We start from the raw sequence: 20,995 nt of genomic DNA, 5'->3' as shown, positions 1-20,995 counted from the left end.
CACTGGCGGTCGCCCGGGAATGAGACGGCGCGGCTGCGCGTGCAAGCGCGCAGCGGCCCGATACGCCGCGAGCGGGTCCGCCATGCCGATGACGATCGCCAGGTACGGATCACGCAATGGGCGCCGACGGCGACAGTGCTCGGGACCTTCCCGATCGGCCATCGAGCGTATGGCTTGTTCCCGAGGCTTTTCGCCCAGGACCGGTGGTGAACGGTCGCTCCGGCTCCCGCCGGCCTCGACGCGCTGTCCGCATGGACGGAGTCTTTGTCCGCGGACAGTGCCTGAGCGATCGCGGGGCGCGGCCGCATGCGTCTGGAACGTTACGTGCTTGGAGCACGGAACCTCGATGCCGGAAGCACGCCCATGTTCGTCATGCCACCACCGCCGCCACCAGCCATCCCGGCCCCGGTCATCCGCGAGGATGTCCGCTATTACGCAATCGAGGGTCGAGGCGAACCCGAACTGGTTGCGCAGATGAACGCGAAGGGTTACCGGGATCAGCATGGCCGTTACTGGGGCTACACCTCGCCGCAGCTGAAATGGAGTTTCGACACGCAGCCCGCCGAAGGCCACTGCAATCTGGTCGATCCAAAGGTGGTGCTGACCATCACCACCACCTTGCCGGCATGGACGCCGCCTGCCGGCACGTCGGCCGCCATGACGGCCAAGTGGCATGCGTTCGATCGGGCAATACGCCACCACGAGGGAGAGCACGCGCGGATAGCCCGCGACGAGGCCCGCGAGCTGGTTGCCTTGATGCGAAGGCATCGCCGCGACGTTACCTGCGGTGGCCTCGATGCATCCCTGCAGGCGCAGGGAAGGGTGATCATGCGCAGAGCCGAAGCGGCGAATGCCGAACTGGACAGGCGCACGCGACACGGTGCAACCGAAGGCGTGGCGATGGGCTGGTGAGGAATCCGCGGCCCGATCGGAATCAGACAGCCAAGGGGACGTGACTGGCCGAGGGCGGAAGTGGTCCCCGCTTCATTGGGCTCGATTCCGTTGGATGAGCCATTTCCATCCTGCTGGCCTTCCGTTCGCCTGCTGTACGATGGCCCGTGCATCGCAGGTCGCGCCCGGTGCGCAGCGTGCATGCCAGGCAACGAAGGAGGTGAATCTCGATGGGACGAAGCCCCGAGGCGCTGTTGCGCAGGCTGTCGGTGCGCCAGCGGATGACGGCCATCATCGCGCTGCTGTTGCTGCCACTTGCCGTGCTCAGTGCCGTCAGCATGATGGTGTTGAACGAACAGGAGATGGCCTTCCGCGATTCGGTGGAGGAATCGGTACACGGGCTGCTGCCGTTGACCACGCTGGAGCATTACCTGCAACAGGCGCTGGTGGATGAGTTGCTGGCCGAGTCGCACGATTCGGTGCCCGACTTTGCCGGACTGACCCAGAACGTGGACAACAGCTTTTCGAGCATCCAGCTGGGTGCGAACGCGAAGGATGTGCCGAAGCAGGTCATCGACGACGCGCAGAAGGCCTGGGTGCAGGCACGCCCGTCGATTCGCCGCCTGGTTGAACAGGTGCACGCCCGGCATGTGAGCGGGGCGCCGGCCAGCGCGAACACGCGCATCGAGCTGGAGCGCGCCATACAGGACGTGTCGAGTGCGCGGGCAAGCCTGGCCGGCGTGCTCAAGGCGCGCTACGAGCATGCCGCGGCCCAGCGCAGCCGTCAGTTGCACTGGCTGATGTGGAGCTGGCTGATCACCCTGGCCGTGGCCGCGGTGCTGATCGTGATCTTCCTGCGCTCTCTGCTGCGACCCCTGCAGGCGTTGACCCAGGCCGCCCGGCATATCGAGGAGGGCCAGGCCGGTGTGCGCGTGGACGTCGACGGCCGCGACGAGCTGGCCGTGCTGGCCGAGTGCTTCAACCGGATGACGGCGAGTTGGGAGACCACCCAGGGTCACCTGCAGACCGAGGCGATCAAGGACCCCCTCACCGGCGTGCTGAACCGTCGCGGCATTCTTTCGCAGCTGGACGCCGAGCTCGACCTGCATCGGCTTCGACAGCAACCGCTGAGCGTGCTGGCGATGGACCTTGATCGCTTCAAGTTCATCAACGATCACTACGGGCACAGCACGGGCGACCGCGCGCTGACCTGGGTGGCCACCACCATGCGCGGTCTGTTGCGCGAGCACGACCATCTGGGACGGCACGGCGGCGATGAATTCATCGCGGTCCTGCCGAACACGAGCCATGCCGCTGCATCGGAAATCGCCGCGCGCATCGGCCAGCTCGTGCGTGAGGGAGCGGCGCGCGAAGCGGCGTACCCGGAGGTCACCATCGGCGTCGCCACCGCGCCGGAAGATGGCGACCTGGCCGCATCCCTGCTGGAAGCGGCCGACGCCAGGCTCTACACGCAGAAGAAGCACCGCCACACGGGCAGCCCGGCGAGTGCAACGTCGCCTCCGACGCAGTAGCTCGCGAGCGGGAGCGGGATCAGTGAAGAGAGGTCATGGCAAGTCCGGTGCCCGAGAAAATTTCACGGCGTTGCCGATCGACTCCCGAGGTTTGACCTGTGCCGCGACCGGACATCGACTGGAACGCGGCCATCGAATGTGACTGTTGTCTGGCAAGGCGGTCCGTTCGTCCGACCTCGTCGACTACGTGGGCCGCTCCGCTGTCCGGTCACCGCGCACCATGTTCGAGGAAGTTGCAAACCCGCTGCAACACGGGAGATTGATTCGATGCCGTATCACGTTGGTGGCAATGGAACCTGCCCTGCAGCAGGGCAGGCGTTTTCGTTGGCGGTTGCATGGAATTGAAGGGGACGTGGCCAATTGGATTCGGTCGCTGTCTTGCAGAGCGTGCCGCCCCTCAGGCCTGATTGACCACTTCCGCCTTTCTCTGCCTGTTCATCAGGGTTTGCGCGAAGCGGCATAGGCCGCCACGTCGATCATGTCGTTGATGCCGAGTTGCGAAGCTTCCGTGCGCATCGGCGCGGCTTGCGGATTGCTGCGCTTGCCAGTGCGGAACAGGATCAGCTCGCGCATGATGTAGGTCGGCGAGCGCCCGGCCAGCGGCGGGATGACGCCGACACCGTGCAGGGTCGCACCGTGGCAGGATTCACAGGCCGCCGCGGCGCCGGTTCCTTTCGCCGAGATCGCCGCGCCGCGCGCGATGCTGCCGGGCGGCACGTAAGCGATGTATGTCGTGCGATCGCTGCCGTACCTGTAGTCCGCGAAACTGACGGGCGTCTCGATGATGCGCTGGCCGATCGGTTCGCGCGCGCTGCCCTTGTCAGGCACCTGCATCAGAAACTTCCAGTGCATCTTCGGCGTCGTCGCTGTCTCGATCACCTGGACGTGCGATTGGTATTTCATTTTCGAAAAATAGTCGGCCGCAAGTCGCAGGTCGTCATCGCCCACTGCGCGCGCTTCCTTGCGCATGTCCTGCGAAGAGCGCGGCGTGTTCGCGCCGCGTTGGCCGGCGCGAAATGCCGCGAATTGTTCGAGGATGTACGCCTTCGGCAAGCCCGCCGGCGATGCCGTGGCCGGCGTGCCCGTTCCATTGAACCCGTGGCATCCCTTGCACGACTCCATCTGCTTGCGGCCTTCAGCCACGATCGTGGGCGCGGGCGGATGGTCCTGCGGAAACCAGTCGGGCAAGCTCTGGTCAATCTGCGATTGCATATAGCCACGCGCACTGCCCGTGACGTGAACCCGCTCCTGCGGATGCGGCAGCGGCGCCTGCAACTCGGAAAGCGGCGGGTACACCGGGAAGGCCCAGGCTTCCGCCGCCGTGATTTCCGCATTCGACGCGGCCTTTGTATCTTGCGCGTGTGCAATCACGCCGCCGAGCATCAACGATCCGAGCAGCGTCGCTGCGCAGCCGATGGCCCATTTCCCTGGTTGTCTACGCATATCGTCCCCCGTGAAAGGCGGATTTCAGACTTGCATCAGGTCACCGAGCAAGGCCCACCCGCAGCACTGCCGCACTTGTGAACCGGCGCTACCGACGCAGCATGAACGATTCACCGGAGGCGTCCATACGGCTCGCACGAATCGGCAAGCAACCCCCAGCGCCCGCATCAGGCGGATCGTTCAACGGCCTCCCCACAGCCAACGCGGGTTTTCAATCTAGCAGGTCGGCGGACGCGCACCCAAAGGAATCCGGATATCCGCAGCTCCGGCTCGATGTCGATGTCGATTTCGGTTGAGCCGCTTCGTCGTTGCCATGTGCGGCTGGAAGGGAAGGCCGCGCAGCAGCCTTGAATCGAGCCGCGCAGCGGGCGCCCAATAGAGGACAACATCATGTTCATCACGACGATCGCGGGGATGTCTGGCAGCAATGAGAGCGGCTTTCTCCGGATCGTCCGGAGGCCGTCGAATTCCGGCGTCATCGGCAGGCTTGCCGCCAGGGTAATGGCTTGCGCCGCCCTGGTCGGTCTCGCCCTGCTCGGCGCCGCGGCGCAGGCGGCCGAGTCCTATCCGCGCATGGCTCCCGTCAAGGCCTATCTGATGGACCGCGAGCAGGAGATCGCGCTGGCCAGGAGTGCCGCACCCGCTGCCATTTCCGGGAACGCGACGGTGCTGGTCCTGACTCCCAGGGGATATGAAACCGCCGTCACCGGCACCAACGGGTTCGTCTGCTGGGTCGCCCGGGGTTTCAGCGGCGCCACGGACTGGCCCGAGCGATGGAACCCGAAGATCCGCGCCGCCGGTTGTGACAACCCGCAGGCTGCGCGCAGCGTGACGCCGATCGCCAGGCTTCGCACGGCGATGACACTTGCCGGTCGCTCCGATGCCGAGGTCGCCGACCGCATCCAGGCAGAGCTTCGCACCGGCAAGATCCCGCCGCTGGGCGCGGGCGCCATGTGCTACATGATGTCGAAGTCGTCCTATCTTTCCGACGACGGCGGCCACGACATGGCGCACGTGATGTTCTACATCCCCGCCAGGGATGGCACCGACTGGGGCGCCAACGCCTCCGGCTCCCCCGTTTTCGGCGGCAACTACTGGTTCTACGCGCCGGAGCATCAGGCCGGGGCCGCCAAACTGCCGCCGCTGTCGGTCCTGCTGGTCGGCGTCGCCACCTGGTCGGACGGAACGCCCGCCACGATGCCGCCGATGTAGGTGACTTCGCATGACGGTCTGGCGCCGGCAGGTTGGCGGGAACCAGGTCGTCGTCCCGCGGATCGTCCCTGCCACGGCTGCCTGCCACGGCGCCGGAGCCACCCGGTCAAGGAATACGGCACACTGGCGAGATGACGACACGCAAGCTTCAAGACGATCCGGTTTCCGATGCCCTTGCCTTGGCCGAGGAGCTGCGTCAGGCCATTGGCACGTTCGTGCGGGTGATCCGCGAGGAGACGGCGACCGAAAGATCGGCGCAGTCCGAAACGCTTGGCCTGCTGGCCCGCGAGGGCGCGATGAACGTGGCGGCGCTGGCGCAACGGCGCCGGGTGACGCACCAGACGATGCGGGTGGTGGTGGCGCAACTGGTGGCGGATGGATTGGTCGAGCGGAGTGCGGACTCCGCCGATCGACGCAGCTGGCAGCTGTCGCTGTCGCGCGCTGGCCGTGCGCAGGTGTTGCGCGATCGGGGCACACGCGCAGCACGGATCGGCACGCTCATCGGCACCACGTTGTCCATGGCGGAACGGAAGCAACTGCGAACGGCGATCGGACTGCTGGAGCGGCTCAGCGCGGCTGCGGTGGACTGAAATGGTTCAGTTCTTCAGCTGTGCCAGCGTGGCGGCCAGGGTGTTCAGCCCCCAATGCTCCGCATAGCGCCCGTTGGCGATGCGAACGATGTCGATCACCTCGATGGTGACCGTCCGCCCCGTCGCTTCGACGCCCAGCAGCGTGCCAACGTGGATGCCGGTGATGGTCTTGCGGGTGGTGACCTTGTCGCCTTCGGCGACCTGGTCGTGGATGGTCACGACCAGGTTGTCCAGCGCGGGGCGCAGGACGTTCGCGAACGTGTTCCACATGCTTTCCGGCCCGTTCGGTGCACCCGCTGGTGCCGAGCGGTTGACGAAGTCCGGCTGCATCAGTGCATCGAAAGAGGCACGGTCTCCCCTGGCGATGACTTCGTCATTGAACCGTCGTACCACGGCCTTGATGGCCTCCAACGACATCGCGCGCTCCTGATTGTCCGGTCGTCGAAATATACAGTATACCTGTATGAATGTGCTGCGCGAGCGCGGTGCGCGGGGCCGACTGGAACCCGTATCATCATCGTCCGACGGCGATGCGAGGCCGGCAGCGCATCGTTCGACATCGTGGCCGGTCACTGGCGACCAGGGGAAAACTGAAATGACACTCGACCGGAAGTTTCTGCTCTGCGGTTTCGCCTATGCCGTTGCGGGCATGGGGCTGGGCATGTACATGGCGGCTTCGCACGACCACTCGCTGTTCGCCGCGCACGCGCACATCCTGCTGGTGGGTTTCGTGGTGTCATTCGTCTACGCCCTGATCCACAAGCTGTGGCTGCCCGGCGCGGCCGGGCGGGTCGCCGGCTTCCAGTTCTACCTGCATCAGCTTGCGGCGCTGGCGATGGCTGTCGGCCTGGTGCTGCTTTACGGCGGCAAGGTTCCCGAGGCGGTCATCGGACCGGTGCTGGGACTGGCCTCGCTGGGCGTGCTGATTGCCTTGCTGTTGATGGCGTGGATGGTCCTGCGATCGCGCGACTGATGTTCGTCGCGCGCGGTGGTGGATACGGACCGTGCCGGGGCGAACCGTCCCCGGCTTCCTTCTCTGGTTACCCGGCCTGGCGACGGAACGCGGCGGGGCTGGTGCCGTGCACGCGCTTGAAAGCCTGGCCGAAGGCGGCGCGCGAAGTGTAGCCGCAGGCTTCGCCGATCTGCTCGATGGAGCGCGGGGTTTCGCGCAGCAGGCGCGCGGCGAGGTCCATGCGCAAGGCGGTGACCACGTCCATCGGCGTGGCCGGTGACAGTTCGGCGAAGTGCCGCGCGAAGCTGGCCCGCGACATGCGGCTGACCTCGGCGAGCCGCTCCAGCGTCCACGGCTCGGCAGGGGCGGCGATCACGGCGGCCAGCGCCGGACCCACGCGGGCATCCATCAACAGGGCGAGCAGGCCTTGTTGCAAGTCGCCCTGGTCCATCAGCGTGCGCACCACCAGGGTGAACAGCGCGGCGGACAGGTGCGCGATCACGGCGTCGCCGCCCGGCGAGGCCTGCTGGCTTTCATGGCGCATGGTATGCAGCAGTGCGTGCAGGCCGGCGTAGTCGTCACGGCCCCTGGTGCGCAGATGAACCACCTCGGGCAGCGCCCGCAGCAGCAGGGCGTGGTGGCGACCCAGCTCGAAGGTGCCGCACAGCATGTCGAAGTCGCTGCGCGGCGCATCGCTGGCCAGTTCGACCAGGCGGCCCAGCGGGCGGCGTACTTCGGCAAACGCCAGGGTGGCGCCGTCCGCGTGGCGCATGGTGTGGGCGGAGCCGCGCGGAAACAGCACCAGATCGCCAGCCACGAACGGCCGTCTCTCGCGGCCCACTTCCAGCAGGGCTTCGCCGGCCAGCACCACGTGGTAGGGCACCTGGCCCGGGGGCGACTCCGGGTGCGGCACCGACCATGCGCCGGCGAAACGGCACAGCAGGTCCACCCGTCCGTGCAGGCCCATCGAAGTCACCAGGGTGCTCAAACTGTCCATCGGTACCTCAAGACGAATGAAACCAGGATCGAGACGCGCGCAACACGATGGCGCCAGCGCGACGCCCATCATTGTCTCCACCGGCAGATGCCCAAGGCAACGCCGCCTCTTTCTTCCACAGGAGTTACCCCATGACCCGTTTGCACACAGTCGCCCCGGACCAGGCCGGCCAGGAAGCTGCCGAGCTGTTCGGCATCGTCAAGCGCAACATCGGCAAGGTGCCGAATGTCTACGCCACCATCGGCAGCAACGCGCCGGCCGTGCTGGCCCACATGCTCGACACCGGCGCCACGCTGGCGAAGAGCTCGCTCTCCCGGCGCGAGCAGGAAGCGATCAACCTTGCCGTGAGCGAAGCCACCGGCTGTGACTATTGCGTGGCCGCCCACACCATGACCGGCAAGATGGCCGGCTATACGGCGGAGCAGACACGTGAATTGCGCAGCGGTGCCTATGCCGAAGACGCGCGCATCGATGCGCTGGTGAAGTTCGCGCTGCAACTGGTGCAGCAGCGTGGCACGCTGGACGCCGCCGCCGTCGATGCGCTGAAGGCGGCCGGGTTCGACGATCGCCAACTGGTCGAGATCCCGCTGGTGGTGAGCGCGATCCTGTTGACCAACATGGTCAACCGCATCAACGACACCACGCTGGATTTTCCCAGGGCCGCGTGAGCCATGACGCAACAGCGAAACGGGCGTCTCGGGGCGCCCGTTTTGCCGTGCCGCCGTTGGTCGCCTGGATCGGTGCCGCGATCGCATGTCTGGGGAGGCCGGCCATGACGACATGCATCGGCCGCTGTCTCTGCGGCGAGGTTCGCCTGCAGGCAGCGGATTGCCGCCGCTTCCGCGGCATGCCACTGCAAGCGTGATCGCGAGGGCGCGGGTCGTCGCGTAGATCAGTCCGTGCGCGAGGGGCGGCAACGGCCACCGGCAACGTCTGCCAGCGCCCTCGCTTCGTCGAGATTGCCCTGCCGCCGGCCGCCTGACACCATTCTTCGCTGACGGAGGCAGCCATGCGCTTTGCGGGTCGGATCACCGAATGGAACGACGACAAGGGGTTCGGCTTCGTGGTGCCGAATGGCGGCGGCACGCGCACGTTTGTGCACATCAGTCAGTTTCCGCCCGGCGCGCGTCGACCCAAGGCGGGTGATCTCATTTCGTACCTGCCCGTCGTCGATGAGCGCGGACGCAGCAACGCGCAACAGATCCGTCATGCCGGAGCAAGGGCAGCCGTGGCTCGACCGTCGTCGCGGCAACCCCGCATGCCGCGCGCCGCGCTTGGGGCCGGCTCGCTGGTGATCGGCGTGGTCGCATGGGCGACCGGCTTCCTTCCGCTCGCGCTGCTGGCGGTCTACTTCGGCATGAGTCTGGTGTCCTACCTGATGTACTGGGCGGACAAGTCCGCGGCGCAAGAGGGGCGCAGCCGCAGTCGCACCCCGGAAAGCCATCTGCATCTGGTCGACCTGCTCGGTGGCTGGCCGGGCGCATTGATTGCCCGGCAACAGTTTCGTCACAAGACGGTGAAGCACACATTCAAGTTTGCTTTCCGGGTGACCGTTGCGGTGAACCTGGGCGGCTGTGTCTGGCTCGTCAAGTCCGGAGTGGCGGCTGAGCTGCTTCGATTGCTTGCCCGGTGAAGCAGCTGTTCGATGCGGTGCCGACCGGCCGCTCGCCGCAACCTTCACGGCCATGGCCACGACGTGAAAGGAACTTCACGCCGCACGGCCCGAGATGAACCTCAACTGTTTGACCGCACCTGCCGGTGCGCGCGCATCGCCCGCGTTCGCGTCATCGCGATGAGGGCTGTGCTAAGAGGTGGCCCTGTATTTTCATCCCGGAGGAGGCACAGCTTGGACGAACATCTGACTGACCACGCCCTGCTGGGGATCGCCGGGCTCGACGATGTGCTGGAAGGCGGCTTTGCGAAGGGCCGGCTGTTCCTGCTCGAAGGCAGCCCGGGTACGGGCAAGACCACCATCGGCCTGCAGTTCCTGCTGGCAGGACGCGATGCCGGGGAGCGCGTGCTGTACGTGACGATGTCCGAGACCGAGGCCGAGTTGCGCGCCACCGCGGCGTCGCACGGCTGGTCGCTGGACGGCGTGGAGATTTTCGAACTGGTGCCGCCGGAAAACCTGCTGGACGAAGCGCAGCAGCAGAGCCTGCTGTATTCGTCCGACCTGGAGCTGGGTGAAACCACCGGCCGGATTTTCGAGGCCTATGAACGTGTGGTGCCGGATCGCATGGTGCTCGACAGCCTGTCCGAGATCCGCCTGCTGGCACAGAGCTCTTTGCGCTACCGGCGCCAGATCCTGACCCTGAAGCATTACTTCGCCCGCAACGACGCGACCGTGTTGATGCTGGACGATCTCAGCAGCGAACTGACCGACCGGACGGTGCACAGCATCGCGCACGGAGTGATCCGGCTGGAGGAGCTGTCGCCGGACTACGGCGCCGAGCGCCGTCGTCTTCGCGTGCTGAAGTATCGCGCCCGGCAATTCCGGGGCGGCTACCACGACTTCGTGATCCGCAAGGGCGGCGTGACGGTGTTCCCCCGTCTGGTCGCCGGTCACCGCGACAGCGATACGTATGCGCGGGACAGGCTGGCCAGTGCGTCGCCCGAACTCGATGCCTTGCTTGGTGGCGGCATCGAGCGCGGTTCCAGCGTGCTGGTGCTGGGCCCGGCCGGCACCGGCAAGTCGCTGCTGACGCTGACCTTCATCTCCGGCGCGATCGAGCGCGGCGAGCGCGCGGGTCTGTTCGTGTTCGACGAGGAACTGGGGCTGCTGTATCAGCGTGCGCTCGGTGTCGGCATCGACCTGCGGCGCATGGTCGATGACGGTCAGCTGATCATCGAACAGGTGGACGCGGCGCAGATGACACCCGGCGAATTCTCCGCGCGCGTGCGCCAGCATGTGGAGGCGGGCGTGCGCACGGTGGTGATCGACAGCCTCAACGGCTACCAGGCTGCCATGCCCGAAGAACAGGCGCTGGTGCTGCACATCCACGAGTTGCTGCAGTTCCTCAACCGGCGCGCGGTGACGACCTTCCTCACCGTCGCCCAGCACGGTCTGGTGGGCGACATGAAGGCCCCCGTGGACGTGACGTATCTGGCCGACACCGTGGTGCTGCTGCGCTACTTCGAAGCGGCCGGAAGGGTGCGCCGGGCGATTTCGGTGGTGAAGAAGCGCGCCAGCGCCCACGAGGACACCATTCGCGAGTACCGCATCGGCACCCACGGCTTCCAGCTGGGCCAGCCGCTGACCCAGTTCCAGGGCGTGTTGCGCGGCGTGCCGACGATATCCAGCGTCGATGCGGAAAGCCGACTGTTCCCGGATCGGCCGTGATTCCGGCCTTCTCCGAACGCGCCCTGATCCTCGCACCACGGGGGCGCGACGCCCACGTGGCGGCGGCGATCCTCGCCGAAGCACGGCTGGGTTCGCACGTGTGCCCGTCGCTGGATGAACTCGTGCGCGGGATGGAAGCGGGCGCCGGCCTGGCGATCGTGACCGAGGAACACCTGTTGCAGGCCGACCTGCACGCGATGGCGAACTGGCTGGCGGCACAGCCGCAGTGGTCGGACTTCCCGTTCATCCTGTTGACCAGCCGCGGCGGCATCGAACGCAACCCCGCCGCCCACCGGTGGCTGACCGTGCTGGGCAACGTGACCTTCCTGGAGCGTCCGTTCCATCCCACCACCCTGGTCAGCCTGGCCCAGTCCGCCTTGCGCGGACGGCGCCGGCAATACGACGCACGCGTCCGGCTGGATGCCCTTTACGACAGCGAGCAGCGGTTCCGTGCGGCGGTGGAGGCCGTGCAGGGCGTGCTGTGGACCAGCAACGCGCACGGCCAGATGGAGGGTGAGCAACCGGCCTGGGCGGCGCTGACCGGGCAGCGCCGGGAGGAGTACCAGGGACACGGCTGGACCGGTGTGCTGGACCCGCGTGACATCGATCCCACGCTCGCGGCGTGGCAGGCCGCGGTGGAGGAACGACGCGTGTTCCAGTTCGAGCATCGCCTGCGCGTGGCGAACGGCCAGTGGCGGATATTCGGCACGCGCGCCATTCCCACTTTTCATCGCGACGGCAGCATCGTCGAATGGGTGGGCGTGCACATCGACGTCACCGAACAGCGCGCCACCGAGCAATCGCTGCGCGATCTGACAGGTACGCTGGAACAGCGCGTGCGCGAAGAAACCGCGGCTCGCCAGGAAGCGTTGGCCAAGCTGCACGAGGCGCAGAAGCTGGAGACGATCGGCCAGCTCACCGGCGGCGTGGCCCACGACTTCAACAACCTGCTGATGCCGATCACCGGCGCGCTGGACCTGCTGCAGCGACGGTACGGCGATGCCGACGCTCGTGCCGCGCGCCTGATCGATGGCGCCCTGCAATCGGCCGAGCGCGCCAAGACGCTGGTGCAGCGGCTGCTGGGCTTCGCCCGGCGCCAGAGCCTGCAGACCCAGGCGGTGGACATGGTGGCGCTGCTGGCCGGCATGCGCGACCTGATCAGGAGTTCGATCGGCGTCGCCATCGAGCTGCGCATCGACAGCGTGCCCGGCCTGCCGAAGGCGCTGGCCGACCCCAACCAGCTGGAGCTGGCGCTGCTGAACCTGTGCGTCAACGCGCGCGACGCGATGCCTGCCGGTGGCGTGCTGAGCATTGTCGCCGACGTGGTGGCGGGTGGTGCCGACATGGCCAAGCTCGCCGCGCGCGAGTACGTGCGGGTGAGCGTGATCGACAGCGGCACCGGCATGGACCGCGAAACGCTGGCGCGTGCGGTGGAGCCGTTCTTCTCGACCAAGGAAACCGGTCGCGGCACCGGGCTGGGCCTGTCGATGGTGCATGGCCTGGCCGCCCAGCTTGGCGGCCACTTCGCGATCACCAGCACGCCGGGCGCGGGCACGCGTGTCGAACTGTGGTTGCCCGTGGCATCCGCCGCGGCGGCAACGGCTTCGCAGCTTGACGCCCGGATGGATCGGCCCCGGCCCGCCACCCGGTCGCTCGACATCCTGCTGGTCGATGACGAGCAGCTCGTGCGCGACGGCATCGCCATGCTCCTGCGCGAGCTGGGGCATCGGGTGGTGGAAGCGGGCGGCGCCGCCGAGGCGCTGGACAAGATCCAGAACGGGCTGCAGGTGGATGTGGTGGTGACCGACTACAAGATGCCGCGCATGGATGGCGCCGAAATGGCGCGCCGCCTGCACGGCTGGCAACCCCAGCTGCCGGTGCTGCTGATCACCGGCTACAGCGGACCGGCCGGCGACACCGTGGGGCTCGCCCGTCTGGCCAAACCCTTCCGGCAAGCGGATATCGCCCGGGCGCTGGCGAAGCTGGTTCCGGCAGAGGCGAATGCAGCGGAGCTTGGGGGTGCACAGCTTTGAGGCGGGTCGGAGCGCGGCTCCGATCGATACGTCGGTTACATCGTTCGTCATTGTAAATCTATCGTTTTACGATATATTGCGATCTCCATACGATATGGGGAGAGCGGCAATGGGGAATCTTGCGGTGCTGGCGTTGCGGGTGGTGATCGCGATCGCCTTGGCGGGTTCGCTGGTGGTGCAGGGGGTGATCGCACCGCTGTTGTGGCAGGACCTGGAATCGGCGCGGGCGGACGTGCGGATTCCGCTGGTGGTGATCGTGATCCTGGGCGTGTTGACGATGCAGGTGACCGCGGTGTGCATCTGGCGGCTGCTGACCATGGTCCGGCGCGGCACGGTGTTTTCGCTGGCGGCATTCCGTTACGTCGACATCGTGATCGGCGCAATCGCGGCGGCCTCGGTGCTGACCTTCGGCATCGCGGTGGTGGCCGCGCACAGCAACCGGACCACGCCGGGCGACGAAATCGCTCCCGGCCTGGTGGCAATGGTCTGCGGCGCCTCGCTGGTGATCGGCGGCGTGGCGCTGATCGTGCTGGTGCTGCGGATGCTGCTCAAGCAGGCGGTGGCGCTGGATTCCCGGGCCAGGCATCTGCAGTCCGAACTGGACGAGGTGATCTGATGGCCATCGTGGTGGACATCGACGTCATGCTGGCCCGGCGCAAGATGGCCGTCGGCACGCTGGCCGAACGCATCGGCATCACCCCCGCGAACCTGGCGGTGCTGAAGAACGGACGGGCCAAGGCTGTCCGCCTGGCCACGCTGGACGCGCTGTGCCAGGCGCTGGACTGCCAGCCGGGCGACCTGCTGCGCTGGGAGCCCGATGCCGCGCCCACGCCGCAGCAGCGGTGAAGGCGTTCGCATCGACCAGCGGCTGCAGCCCGGCGGATCGGCCGGCGCCGAGCGGGTCGCGATTGCACACACGGAAACGGCGTTTGATGATGGGCAGCATCGAACGCAACGCATGTCGCGCGGGCGACATGGTCAAACGTACGGCGAAGGTCGGGAGGCGACGTGCATTTTCCTGTCGGAAGGTCTGCAGTCACGCGGGTGCCGATGCGGCCTTGCGTGGCGGCGTTGGTCCTGGCGCTGGCCGCATGCAGCGCGCTGCCGGCGCGAGATCGCCTGGTACCGGTGCGCGTCGATCACCATGTGCACGTGAACTCGCCGGCGATCCGCGACTTTCTGCCTGTCTACTGCAAGAGCGTCGAGCGTTATGGCGGCTGCGATCCGGCGATCACCGCGCCGTTGACGCCTGACGACTTGCTGCGGGCGATGGATCGTGCCGGTGTCCGGCGCGCGCTGGTGATGTCGACGGGTTACCTGGCCGAGAGCCCGATGATGGTGCCGCAACGCGCCGACGCCGCGGCGCTGCTGCGCGCCGCCAACGACTGGACCGTGAATCTCGCGCGCGAATCCGGTGGTCGCCTGGGCGCGTTCGTGGCCATCGATCCACTCAGGCCCGACGCGCTGCCGGAAATCATGCGCTGGCGCGGCAACCCCGCCGTGACCGGCATCAAACTCCACCTCACGGCGTCCGGGGTGAACCTTCGACGCGACCGCGACGTGGCGGCGCTGAAGGCGGTGTTCCACGCGGCGGCCGACGCCCGCCTGGCGATCATGATCCATCTGCGCCCCGCAAGCATGGATTACGGCGCACGCGACGTGCAGCGATTCCTGGCGGACGTACTCCCTGCAGCCGGCGACACCCCGGTGCAGATCGCCCACGCGGGAGGCTGGGGCGGACTGGACCAGGCCACGCTGTCCGCGCTGGGCGCGTTTGCCGACGCATTCGACCGGCATCCCGGAAAATTCAGGCACGTCTGGTTCGATCTTGCCGACGTGTGGAGGGACGACAGCCGTCCCGCCGACAAGCAGGCGCTGGTGGCGCTGATCCGGCGCATCGGGCTGCGCCATTTCCTGCCTGCTTCGGACTGGCCGTTCAGCGGCGACCTTGCCGACTACTACAGCCGTCGATACCCGGAGCTGCCGCTGACCGCGGCGGAATGGAAAATCCTGCGCAGCCAGGTGGCGCCGTACGCGAAGCGTTGAAGATGCCGGCGAACAAACGTGTTCGGCGGTTCAGGGGAGCAGGCGAACGGAGCTGCACGCGATGCGAGGGAGCGGATGCGGCAGACTGCGCAGGCATGCCGTCATTGCTTCGGCGACGGGCCGAACCGCTCGACCAGGAAGTCGATGACAGTGCGCAGCTTGGCGGTGGGATGCAGGTTCTGCGGATAGATCAGGTACATCGGCGAGGGCGCCAGCGACCACTCGGGCAACACCGGCAACAGGCGGCCGGAGGCCAGGTCATCGGCGAGCACCGCCTCGGGCTGGAGCACGATGCCGATGCCGTTCAGCGCGGCGATGCGCAGGGCATCGCCCTGGTTCGCCGTGAAGCGGCCCTGCACGGCGACGTTGCAGGTGGCTCCGCCGGGCCCGACCAGTCGCCAGAGGTCGTGCCGCCGCCAGTACGACAAGCCCAGGCATTCGTGTGCAACCAGTTGCTGCGGATGATCGAGCTGGCCATGTCGCTCCAGGTAGGCCGGTGCCGCGGCCAGGCGTCGACGGTAGGGTTGCAGCGGGCGGGCGACCAGGCCGGGCTCGTTGATGTCGCCGATGTGGATGCCCAGTTCGAAGCCTTCGTCGACGAGGCTGGGACGACCGTTGTCCAGCGTCAGTTCGACGCCGACCTCGGGGTGGCGCGCCATGTACTCGCTCAGCGCCGGCACCAGGCTGTGGCTGCCGAAACTCACCGGCGACACCAGCCGCAGGCGGCCGCGCGGGCTGGATTGCAATTCCGACGCGCTGGCCTCGGCCAGTTCCACGTCGGCCAGCGCCTGCTTGCAGCGCTCGTAGTAAAGCCGGCCCACGTCGGAGAGCTGTTGCCGGCGGGTGGTGCGGTGGAGCAGGCGCGCGCCCAGTCGATCCTCGATGGCGCGCACGTGCTTGGCGACCATGGTGGGCGAGACCCGGCTGAGCTCGGCGGCGGCAGTGAAGCTGCCGCTTTCCACCACCCGGACGAACATCTCCATGCCGGCCAGCTTGTTCATGATTGACAACCTATGGGTTTAAAATGGGTCAAATCATGGCATGTTTATCAAGTTGCAGGCAGGGCGCACCATGGCCGCCGCCTCGATCCGGGGCCTTTCATCGGAGAACACCATGCCCACCCTGCACCTCGAAATGCTGCCCGGCCGCACCGTGGAACAAAAGCGCGCCTTCGTGCGCGAAGTGACCCGCGCCACCGCCGAGACGCTGGCCTGTCCGCCGGAAAGCGTGGATATTCTGATCAGCGAAGTGCCGCGCGACGGCTGGGCCAAGGCCGGCAAGTTGATGGCGGATGCGTGAGCCCGGCGAGCGGAGGATCGACATGAGCGAACACGAAGCGCCCTGGCACGCGCACATCTACTGCACGCCCGGAACGCGTGCCGCGGCCGAGGCCGTGCGGCGTGACCTGATCGATCGCATGGACTCGGGTGCGATCCCCCGGCTGCTCTTCGTAGGCCAGCTCAAGGACGGCAAGGCCGGCCCGCATCCGATCCCGCAGTTCGAGATTCACTACACCGGAGAAGCGCTGCCGGCCATCCTCAAGCTGATCGAAGCCTCCGGCCTCACCGCGCTGGTCCATCCGCTCACCGATGACGACCTGGCCGACCACACGACGCTGGCGCACTGGATCGGCACGCCGATCGAACTCGACCTGAGCACGCTCGATCCGCCGGGCATGAACCAGGGTGTCGCGCGTTTCGCCAGGTCGGACTTCTGAGGCCGGGGAACGCGGGCAGTCGGCGGATCACCGAGACAGTTTCCGGTGGGCGATGAACAACGGTGCCCGCCTCGCCCCGATTCGGGGTGGGCAACGGCTCCTGCGTTGTCTCGCCCCGGGCGTCCGTGCCCTCTCCATCCACTGTCCTGCCGTCTCCGGGCTTCGAGGCTGTGAAGTCGCAACCTCTCAGGGCACCAGCAGCCAGTTCGCCTGATGCGTGTTCGGCGGGGGCGGCAGCCACCAGCCCGCGGCGGGGTAGCCGTATTCGTGGGTCATGGCGTCCTGCATGGCGAAGGAGTGCATCGGCTTGGCCTGGCAGACCACGTCGCGGGCAGGCATGTCGCCTGAGTTCAGATAGGCGAACTCCGCGTCGGTGGTGCAGCTGTTGTCGTCGAACATCACGCCGTGGGTGGTGGCGTTGTTGACCAGCACCATCCGCGCGGCGGGGCCGTCGAGGAGGCGATCCTTGAGCGCCTCCGAGTAGGGCGTGGACGGATCGAACTCGTTCTGCACCATCAGCGCATGCACCCTGGTGCGCGACTCCAGCAGGCGGTCGAGCACCGGTCGCCACGGCCAGTGCTGGCACTTGTCGATCAGGGTGGAGGTGCCGATCGCCCAGTTCGTGCGGACATCCGCGATCTTGCGGGCGATGCTGCGCGTATCGGTGGAGCCCGAGTCGTTGCACTGCAGGACGTCGGCCATCGGGTTGAAGCCGGGCTGGCTGCGCAGGTCGACCGAGGTCATCGCGCCCATCTGTTCGGCAGCGGCGATGTGTGCCGGGTCGCCATCCAGCGCCTGCGACATCGCGCCGAGTGACGGTGACACCAGCAGATCCCAGAACACCCACATGCCGGTGCCATCGAGCGAAGCCAGCGCCTGGTCCGGCGTCACGCTGCCCATGCGGTGCTGCGAGGCGGCCTGGTAGATCCGCTGGAAGGTCGTCATCACCTGCTGTGGCGTCGTGCCCATGTGGAACTGGTCATCATGCCGCGCGATGAATGGAATGAAAGCCTGCTGCACGTTCAGCTGATCCATCGACATCCGCTTCAAGTCCTGCTGCTGCCAGTCCAGGTGCAACCAGTTCATGTTGCTGTCGAGCACCAGGCGCTCGAACCGGTCCGGAAACAGGCGGCTCGCGTACGCCATCAGGCTGCTGCCGCTGGATACACCGAACAGGTCGGCGCGGGAAAAACCCAGCACCGCACGCACCAGGTTCAGGTCACGGGTGTGGTTGGGCGTGTTGATGCTCTCGAGGAAGGCGGCGTGCTGCTGCAGGCAAGTGCTGATCGAGCGATTCCACCAGTCCTGCTGTGCCTGCACGCTGGCGGCCGTGGGATTGCGGCTGTCGCCGTCCATGAAATTCTCGGCACCGCTGCGCGGCGCATAGTCGCAGCTCACCTGGGTACCCAGGCCATCGGTGATGCCGCGCAGGTCGACGCCGACCACCAGGTGATTGGCCTGGACTTGCGGCTGCAACTGCTCAAGCATCTCCGCCTGCGAAGCGCTGGAGTTGTCCGGGCCACCCGCGTTGACCAGCAGCAGGCGTGCGCCGGGCGGTGAATGCAGCGGCCGGGAAATGCCGATGGTGATGTCGCCGTGGCTCGGATCGGCCCAGTCGATCGGCACGGTGATCAGGGCACACTGGATCGTGCTTCCATCGGTGAACAACGAGGGCGGACAGCCGCCCCAGTCCACCGCCTGCTGGTAGTACCTGGCGTAGGCCGGATCGGTCGAGTGATCGTCCGCAGTCCGGGCATTCGCCAGCCCTGCGCACGCCGCACAACCGATCAACACCGCCAGCCGACGCGCGGACAACTTGAGCAACTTCATCGTGATGCTTCCCTGTTCAGTGGCCATGGCATGATCATCTGCAGGGCTGGCGGGGGCGTAAATGACCAGTCGCCCGCTTTTTCCATGTAACCACTTCAAGCCGCCTCGGGGAGCATGGATGGCGAACAGGCGGCAAGACGACAAGCCGATGTATGTCCGGATCGCCGAGTCGATCCGGCGCGACATCGATACCGGTCGCTTCCAGGCAGGCGCGCGCCTGCCGGGCACCCGCTCGATGACCGTCGCCCTCGGTGTTTCCCGCACGGTGGTCCTGATGGCTTACGACCAGCTGGAAAGCGAGGGCTACCTGGAGTCGCGTTCGGGCAGCGGCACCTACGTGAGTGCGCGTCGCATCGATGCATCCGCAGGCGGCACATCGGTCGACGAACCGGTGGTGGCGCCGGGAGAACCCCGGCTTTCCCGCCTGGCCCGGCGGGCCGTGCTGCCCGCCATGCCGGAGAGGAATCTGCCGGCGCTCGACACGGGCGTGATCGAAGGAGGGCTGGTCGATCTGGCGCAGCCGCGCGTGAAGTCCGATCCGCGCAGTCTCAAGGCGTGGAAGCAGAACCTGGTGGCCTTGCTGCGTCGTCGCGACACGCCCGACTTCCCGGAACTGCAGGGCGCCATCGAGCTGCGCAAGGCGGTCGCCGGCTACCTGGGGGTCGAGCGGGCGATCGAGGTCGATCCGGACGACATCCTGATCGTCAGCGGCGCCCAGCAGGCACGCGATCTGATCGCCCGCGTCCTGCTCGACGAAGACGATGGTGTCGGCGTGGAGGAGCCCTGTCACTGGAGCGTGCGCCACACTTTCGAGGCGATCGGCGCGCGGATCGTGCCGTGTCCGGTCGACTCGCGCGGCATGGACATCGACCGCCATGCCGCGGCGCTCGATGGCGTGCGATTGCTCAACGTGTCGCCGTCATTCCAGTTCCCGACCGGGGTGGTCATGCCCGAGGATCGGCGCCGGGCACTGCTGCATTGGGCCTGTGCCCACGATGCGGTCCTGGTCGAGGACGATTTCGATTGCGAACACCGCTTCGGTGTGCGCACGGCTCCGTCCTTGTGGTCGCTGGATCGGCATGGCCGGGTCATCCATGTCAGCAGCTTCGCCCGTTCGATGTTTCCAGCCTTGCAGTTGGGCTACATGCTGGTGCCGCGCCAGCTGCGCGAGCGGTTCCTGGCGGTCAAGTGGCTGGCTGATCGCGGCAGCGTATCGATGCAGCAGCACGTGCTTGCGGCGTGCATCAACAGCGGCCAGTATCTGCGCGATCTGCGGCGCATCGCCCACCGCCTGGCGCCTCGCCATCGGGCGCTGCACGCAGCCCTGCATGCGCGTCTCGGCGACGCCATGACGGTGACCGACGCGGTGGCGGGGGGATCGCTTTTCGTGCACTTGCCCCGGTTGCCACGCCATGCCACCGCGGCAGTGCTGGCCGAGGCGCTGGCGCGCGGCGTGCGCATCCGTTCCGCCGAGTGCTTCCATCGCACGCCACCCGATCACGTGACCCTGGTGCTGAGCTATGCGGGGGTGTCCGAGGCGGCCCTCAAGCGGGCCGGGACACGGCTCGCCGAGGCCTGCCTGGCGGTCGGGAAAAAATTCGCCATGTCGTCGCCGAAGCGGGACCGGCGAATTGAGCCGGCCCGTGTCTGACGGTTGCAGGAACCGGTGCGCTTGCGCTGGCTGGTTCATCCCGGGCTCCGCCGTCTGTTGCGCGGGCCCCGGAACGAACGATGGTCAGCCCGCTGCGACGCCGTTCTCGAACACGGCCAGCTGTGCGGCAAATGCCTGCTTGAACGCGGGCCGTGCTTCGGCGCGGGCGACGTAGGCGGCGAGGTTCGGATAGCCGTCCAGTATTCCCGTGGGCTTCGCCCGGAACAGCACGCCCGCCATCATCAGGTCGCCTGCGCTGAATGCGCCGTCGAGCCAGTCGGCGTCGCCCAGGCGGCTGGACAGCAGGCCCAGCGTCTTGCGCGCCCGCTCCTCGAGCATCGGCTGGCGTTGCTCGTACCAGGGCTTGTCGCGTTCGAATACCCTGGCCATGCTGAACTCGACCAGCGGCGGCTCCACCGTGTTCAGCGCGGCGAACATCCAGGTGATCGCGCGGGCGCGGGCATTCGTTCCTTCGGGCAGCAGGCCTGCACGTGTCTGCGCGATGTGGAACACGATGGCGCCCGACTCGAACAGGGCGAGTTCGCCTTCTTCATAAGTGGGAATCTGCCCGAATGGGTGCAGCGCCAGATGCGCGGGCTGCTTCATCTCCGCGAACGACACCAGCCGCACTGCATAGGCCTGGCCGACTTCTTCCAGCGCCCAGCGGACGCGCAGGTCGCGGGCCAGTCCCCGGCCGCGATCGGGCGACGCTGCAAAGGCAGTGATGGTGGGAATCATGGTGGGGCTCCTGGTCATGGCAT

General features: G+C 67.1%; 21 protein-coding genes. 15 read left to right on the top strand and 6 right to left on the bottom strand.

Features of this window, described 5'->3' with window-relative positions:
• Window positions 1-363 precede the first annotated feature (363 nt).
• Both ABNK63_RS09700 and ABNK63_RS09695 read left to right on the top strand, forming a co-directional pair.
• Window positions 364-912: a DUF922 domain-containing protein gene (locus ABNK63_RS09700; protein ID WP_007809201.1), complete on the top strand. Its 549-nt coding sequence runs from the start codon at window positions 364-366 to the stop codon at window positions 910-912.
• A 209-nt stretch (window positions 913-1,121) separates the two neighbouring features.
• Window positions 1,122-2,423 carry a diguanylate cyclase gene (locus ABNK63_RS09695; RefSeq protein WP_350015498.1) on the top strand — a complete coding sequence of 434 codons (1,302 nt, stop codon included), beginning with the start codon at window positions 1,122-1,124 and terminating at the stop codon, window positions 2,421-2,423.
• 438 nt (window positions 2,424-2,861) lie between these two features.
• Here ABNK63_RS09695 and ABNK63_RS09690 read toward each other — a convergent pair whose 3' ends face one another.
• On the bottom strand, window positions 2,862-3,866 hold the full coding sequence (locus tag ABNK63_RS09690) for a c-type cytochrome (protein WP_157582279.1): 1,005 nt from the start codon (window positions 3,864-3,866) through the stop codon (window positions 2,862-2,864).
• Between the two features lie 390 nt (window positions 3,867-4,256).
• Between ABNK63_RS09690 and ABNK63_RS09685 the strand changes: the two genes are divergently transcribed.
• Both ABNK63_RS09685 and ABNK63_RS09680 read left to right on the top strand, forming a co-directional pair.
• Window positions 4,257-5,078 carry a hypothetical protein gene (locus tag ABNK63_RS09685; RefSeq protein WP_350015497.1) on the top strand — a complete coding sequence of 274 codons (822 nt, stop codon included), beginning with the start codon at window positions 4,257-4,259 and terminating at the stop codon, window positions 5,076-5,078.
• 179 nt (window positions 5,079-5,257) lie between these two features.
• Complete coding sequence (locus tag ABNK63_RS09680; RefSeq protein ID WP_350015496.1) at window positions 5,258-5,668, top strand: MarR family transcriptional regulator; 411 nt, start codon at window positions 5,258-5,260, stop codon at window positions 5,666-5,668.
• Between the two features lie 6 nt (window positions 5,669-5,674).
• Here ABNK63_RS09680 and ABNK63_RS09675 read toward each other — a convergent pair whose 3' ends face one another.
• A complete protein-coding gene (locus tag ABNK63_RS09675; RefSeq protein ID WP_350015495.1) occupies window positions 5,675-6,085 on the bottom strand; it encodes an ester cyclase in 411 nt (136 codons plus the stop codon).
• Window positions 6,086-6,263: 178 nt separating this feature from the next.
• Between ABNK63_RS09675 and ABNK63_RS09670 the strand changes: the two genes are divergently transcribed.
• Entirely contained in the window at window positions 6,264-6,641 is a 378-nt protein-coding gene (locus ABNK63_RS09670; protein ID WP_350015494.1) for a TonB-dependent receptor, read from the top strand.
• Window positions 6,642-6,708: 67 nt separating this feature from the next.
• On the opposite strand, the gene ABNK63_RS09665 is transcribed toward ABNK63_RS09670, so the two are convergent.
• Window positions 6,709-7,617, bottom strand: coding sequence for an AraC family transcriptional regulator (locus tag ABNK63_RS09665; protein ID WP_350015493.1), 909 nt, complete (start codon window positions 7,615-7,617; stop codon window positions 6,709-6,711).
• A 131-nt stretch (window positions 7,618-7,748) separates the two neighbouring features.
• Between ABNK63_RS09665 and ABNK63_RS09660 the strand changes: the two genes are divergently transcribed.
• From ABNK63_RS09660 to ABNK63_RS09630, 7 genes are all read left to right on the top strand, one after another.
• Window positions 7,749-8,285: a carboxymuconolactone decarboxylase family protein gene (locus tag ABNK63_RS09660; RefSeq protein ID WP_350015492.1), complete on the top strand. Its 537-nt coding sequence runs from the start codon at window positions 7,749-7,751 to the stop codon at window positions 8,283-8,285.
• A gap of 341 nt (window positions 8,286-8,626) precedes the next feature.
• Window positions 8,627-9,250 carry a cold shock and DUF1294 domain-containing protein gene (locus ABNK63_RS09655; protein ID WP_350015491.1) on the top strand — a complete coding sequence of 208 codons (624 nt, stop codon included), beginning with the start codon at window positions 8,627-8,629 and terminating at the stop codon, window positions 9,248-9,250.
• Window positions 9,251-9,463: 213 nt separating this feature from the next.
• Complete coding sequence (locus ABNK63_RS09650; RefSeq protein WP_007809188.1) at window positions 9,464-10,957, top strand: ATPase domain-containing protein; 1,494 nt, start codon at window positions 9,464-9,466, stop codon at window positions 10,955-10,957.
• Window positions 10,954-12,990 (top strand): ATP-binding protein, encoded by a 2,037-nt coding sequence (locus ABNK63_RS09645; RefSeq protein WP_350015490.1) that lies wholly within the window; start codon window positions 10,954-10,956, stop codon window positions 12,988-12,990. The genes ABNK63_RS09650 and ABNK63_RS09645 overlap by 4 nt, the downstream gene beginning before the upstream one ends.
• A 109-nt stretch (window positions 12,991-13,099) precedes the next feature.
• The gene (locus tag ABNK63_RS09640; RefSeq protein WP_350015489.1) at window positions 13,100-13,606 is read left to right on the top strand and encodes a DUF2975 domain-containing protein; all 507 of its coding nucleotides are present in this window, start codon (window positions 13,100-13,102) and stop codon (window positions 13,604-13,606) included.
• Window positions 13,606-13,836 (top strand): helix-turn-helix domain-containing protein, encoded by a 231-nt coding sequence (locus tag ABNK63_RS09635; protein ID WP_007809185.1) that lies wholly within the window; start codon window positions 13,606-13,608, stop codon window positions 13,834-13,836. Before ABNK63_RS09640 ends, ABNK63_RS09635 begins: the two co-directional genes overlap by 1 nt.
• Window positions 13,837-14,052: 216 nt before the next feature.
• Window positions 14,053-15,036, top strand: coding sequence for an amidohydrolase family protein (locus ABNK63_RS09630; RefSeq protein ID WP_350015488.1), 984 nt, complete (start codon window positions 14,053-14,055; stop codon window positions 15,034-15,036).
• A 101-nt stretch (window positions 15,037-15,137) separates the two neighbouring features.
• Here the strand turns inward: ABNK63_RS09630 and ABNK63_RS09625 are convergent, their stop codons facing one another.
• The gene (locus ABNK63_RS09625) at window positions 15,138-16,037 is read right to left on the bottom strand and encodes a LysR family transcriptional regulator (protein ID WP_350015487.1); all 900 of its coding nucleotides are present in this window, start codon (window positions 16,035-16,037) and stop codon (window positions 15,138-15,140) included.
• 40 nt (window positions 16,038-16,077) lie between these two features.
• On the opposite strand from ABNK63_RS09625, the gene ABNK63_RS09620 reads away from it, so the two are divergent.
• Both ABNK63_RS09620 and ABNK63_RS09615 read left to right on the top strand, forming a co-directional pair.
• On the top strand, window positions 16,078-16,335 hold the full coding sequence (locus tag ABNK63_RS09620) for a 4-oxalocrotonate tautomerase (protein WP_350015486.1): 258 nt from the start codon (window positions 16,078-16,080) through the stop codon (window positions 16,333-16,335).
• Between the two features lie 22 nt (window positions 16,336-16,357).
• Complete coding sequence (locus ABNK63_RS09615) at window positions 16,358-16,753, top strand: DOPA 4,5-dioxygenase family protein (protein ID WP_350015485.1); 396 nt, start codon at window positions 16,358-16,360, stop codon at window positions 16,751-16,753.
• A 186-nt stretch (window positions 16,754-16,939) separates the two neighbouring features.
• On the opposite strand, the gene ABNK63_RS09610 is transcribed toward ABNK63_RS09615, so the two are convergent.
• Window positions 16,940-18,583, bottom strand: coding sequence for an alpha/beta fold hydrolase (locus tag ABNK63_RS09610; protein ID WP_350015484.1), 1,644 nt, complete (start codon window positions 18,581-18,583; stop codon window positions 16,940-16,942).
• Window positions 18,584-18,701: 118 nt separating this feature from the next.
• Between ABNK63_RS09610 and ABNK63_RS09605 the strand changes: the two genes are divergently transcribed.
• A complete protein-coding gene (locus ABNK63_RS09605) occupies window positions 18,702-20,234 on the top strand; it encodes a PLP-dependent aminotransferase family protein (protein WP_350015483.1) in 1,533 nt (510 codons plus the stop codon).
• A gap of 84 nt (window positions 20,235-20,318) precedes the next feature.
• Here the strand turns inward: ABNK63_RS09605 and ABNK63_RS09600 are convergent, their stop codons facing one another.
• Entirely contained in the window at window positions 20,319-20,972 is a 654-nt protein-coding gene (locus tag ABNK63_RS09600) for a glutathione S-transferase family protein (protein WP_007809178.1), read from the bottom strand.
• Window positions 20,973-20,995: the final 23 nt, after the last annotated feature.

This window comes from Rhodanobacter sp. IGA1.0 (assembly GCF_040208325.1).
GTDB lineage: Bacteria > Pseudomonadota > Gammaproteobacteria > Xanthomonadales > Rhodanobacteraceae > Rhodanobacter > Rhodanobacter spathiphylli.
Note: the sequence above shows the minus strand (reverse complement) of the source record. Positions and strands in the feature narration are given on the sequence as shown.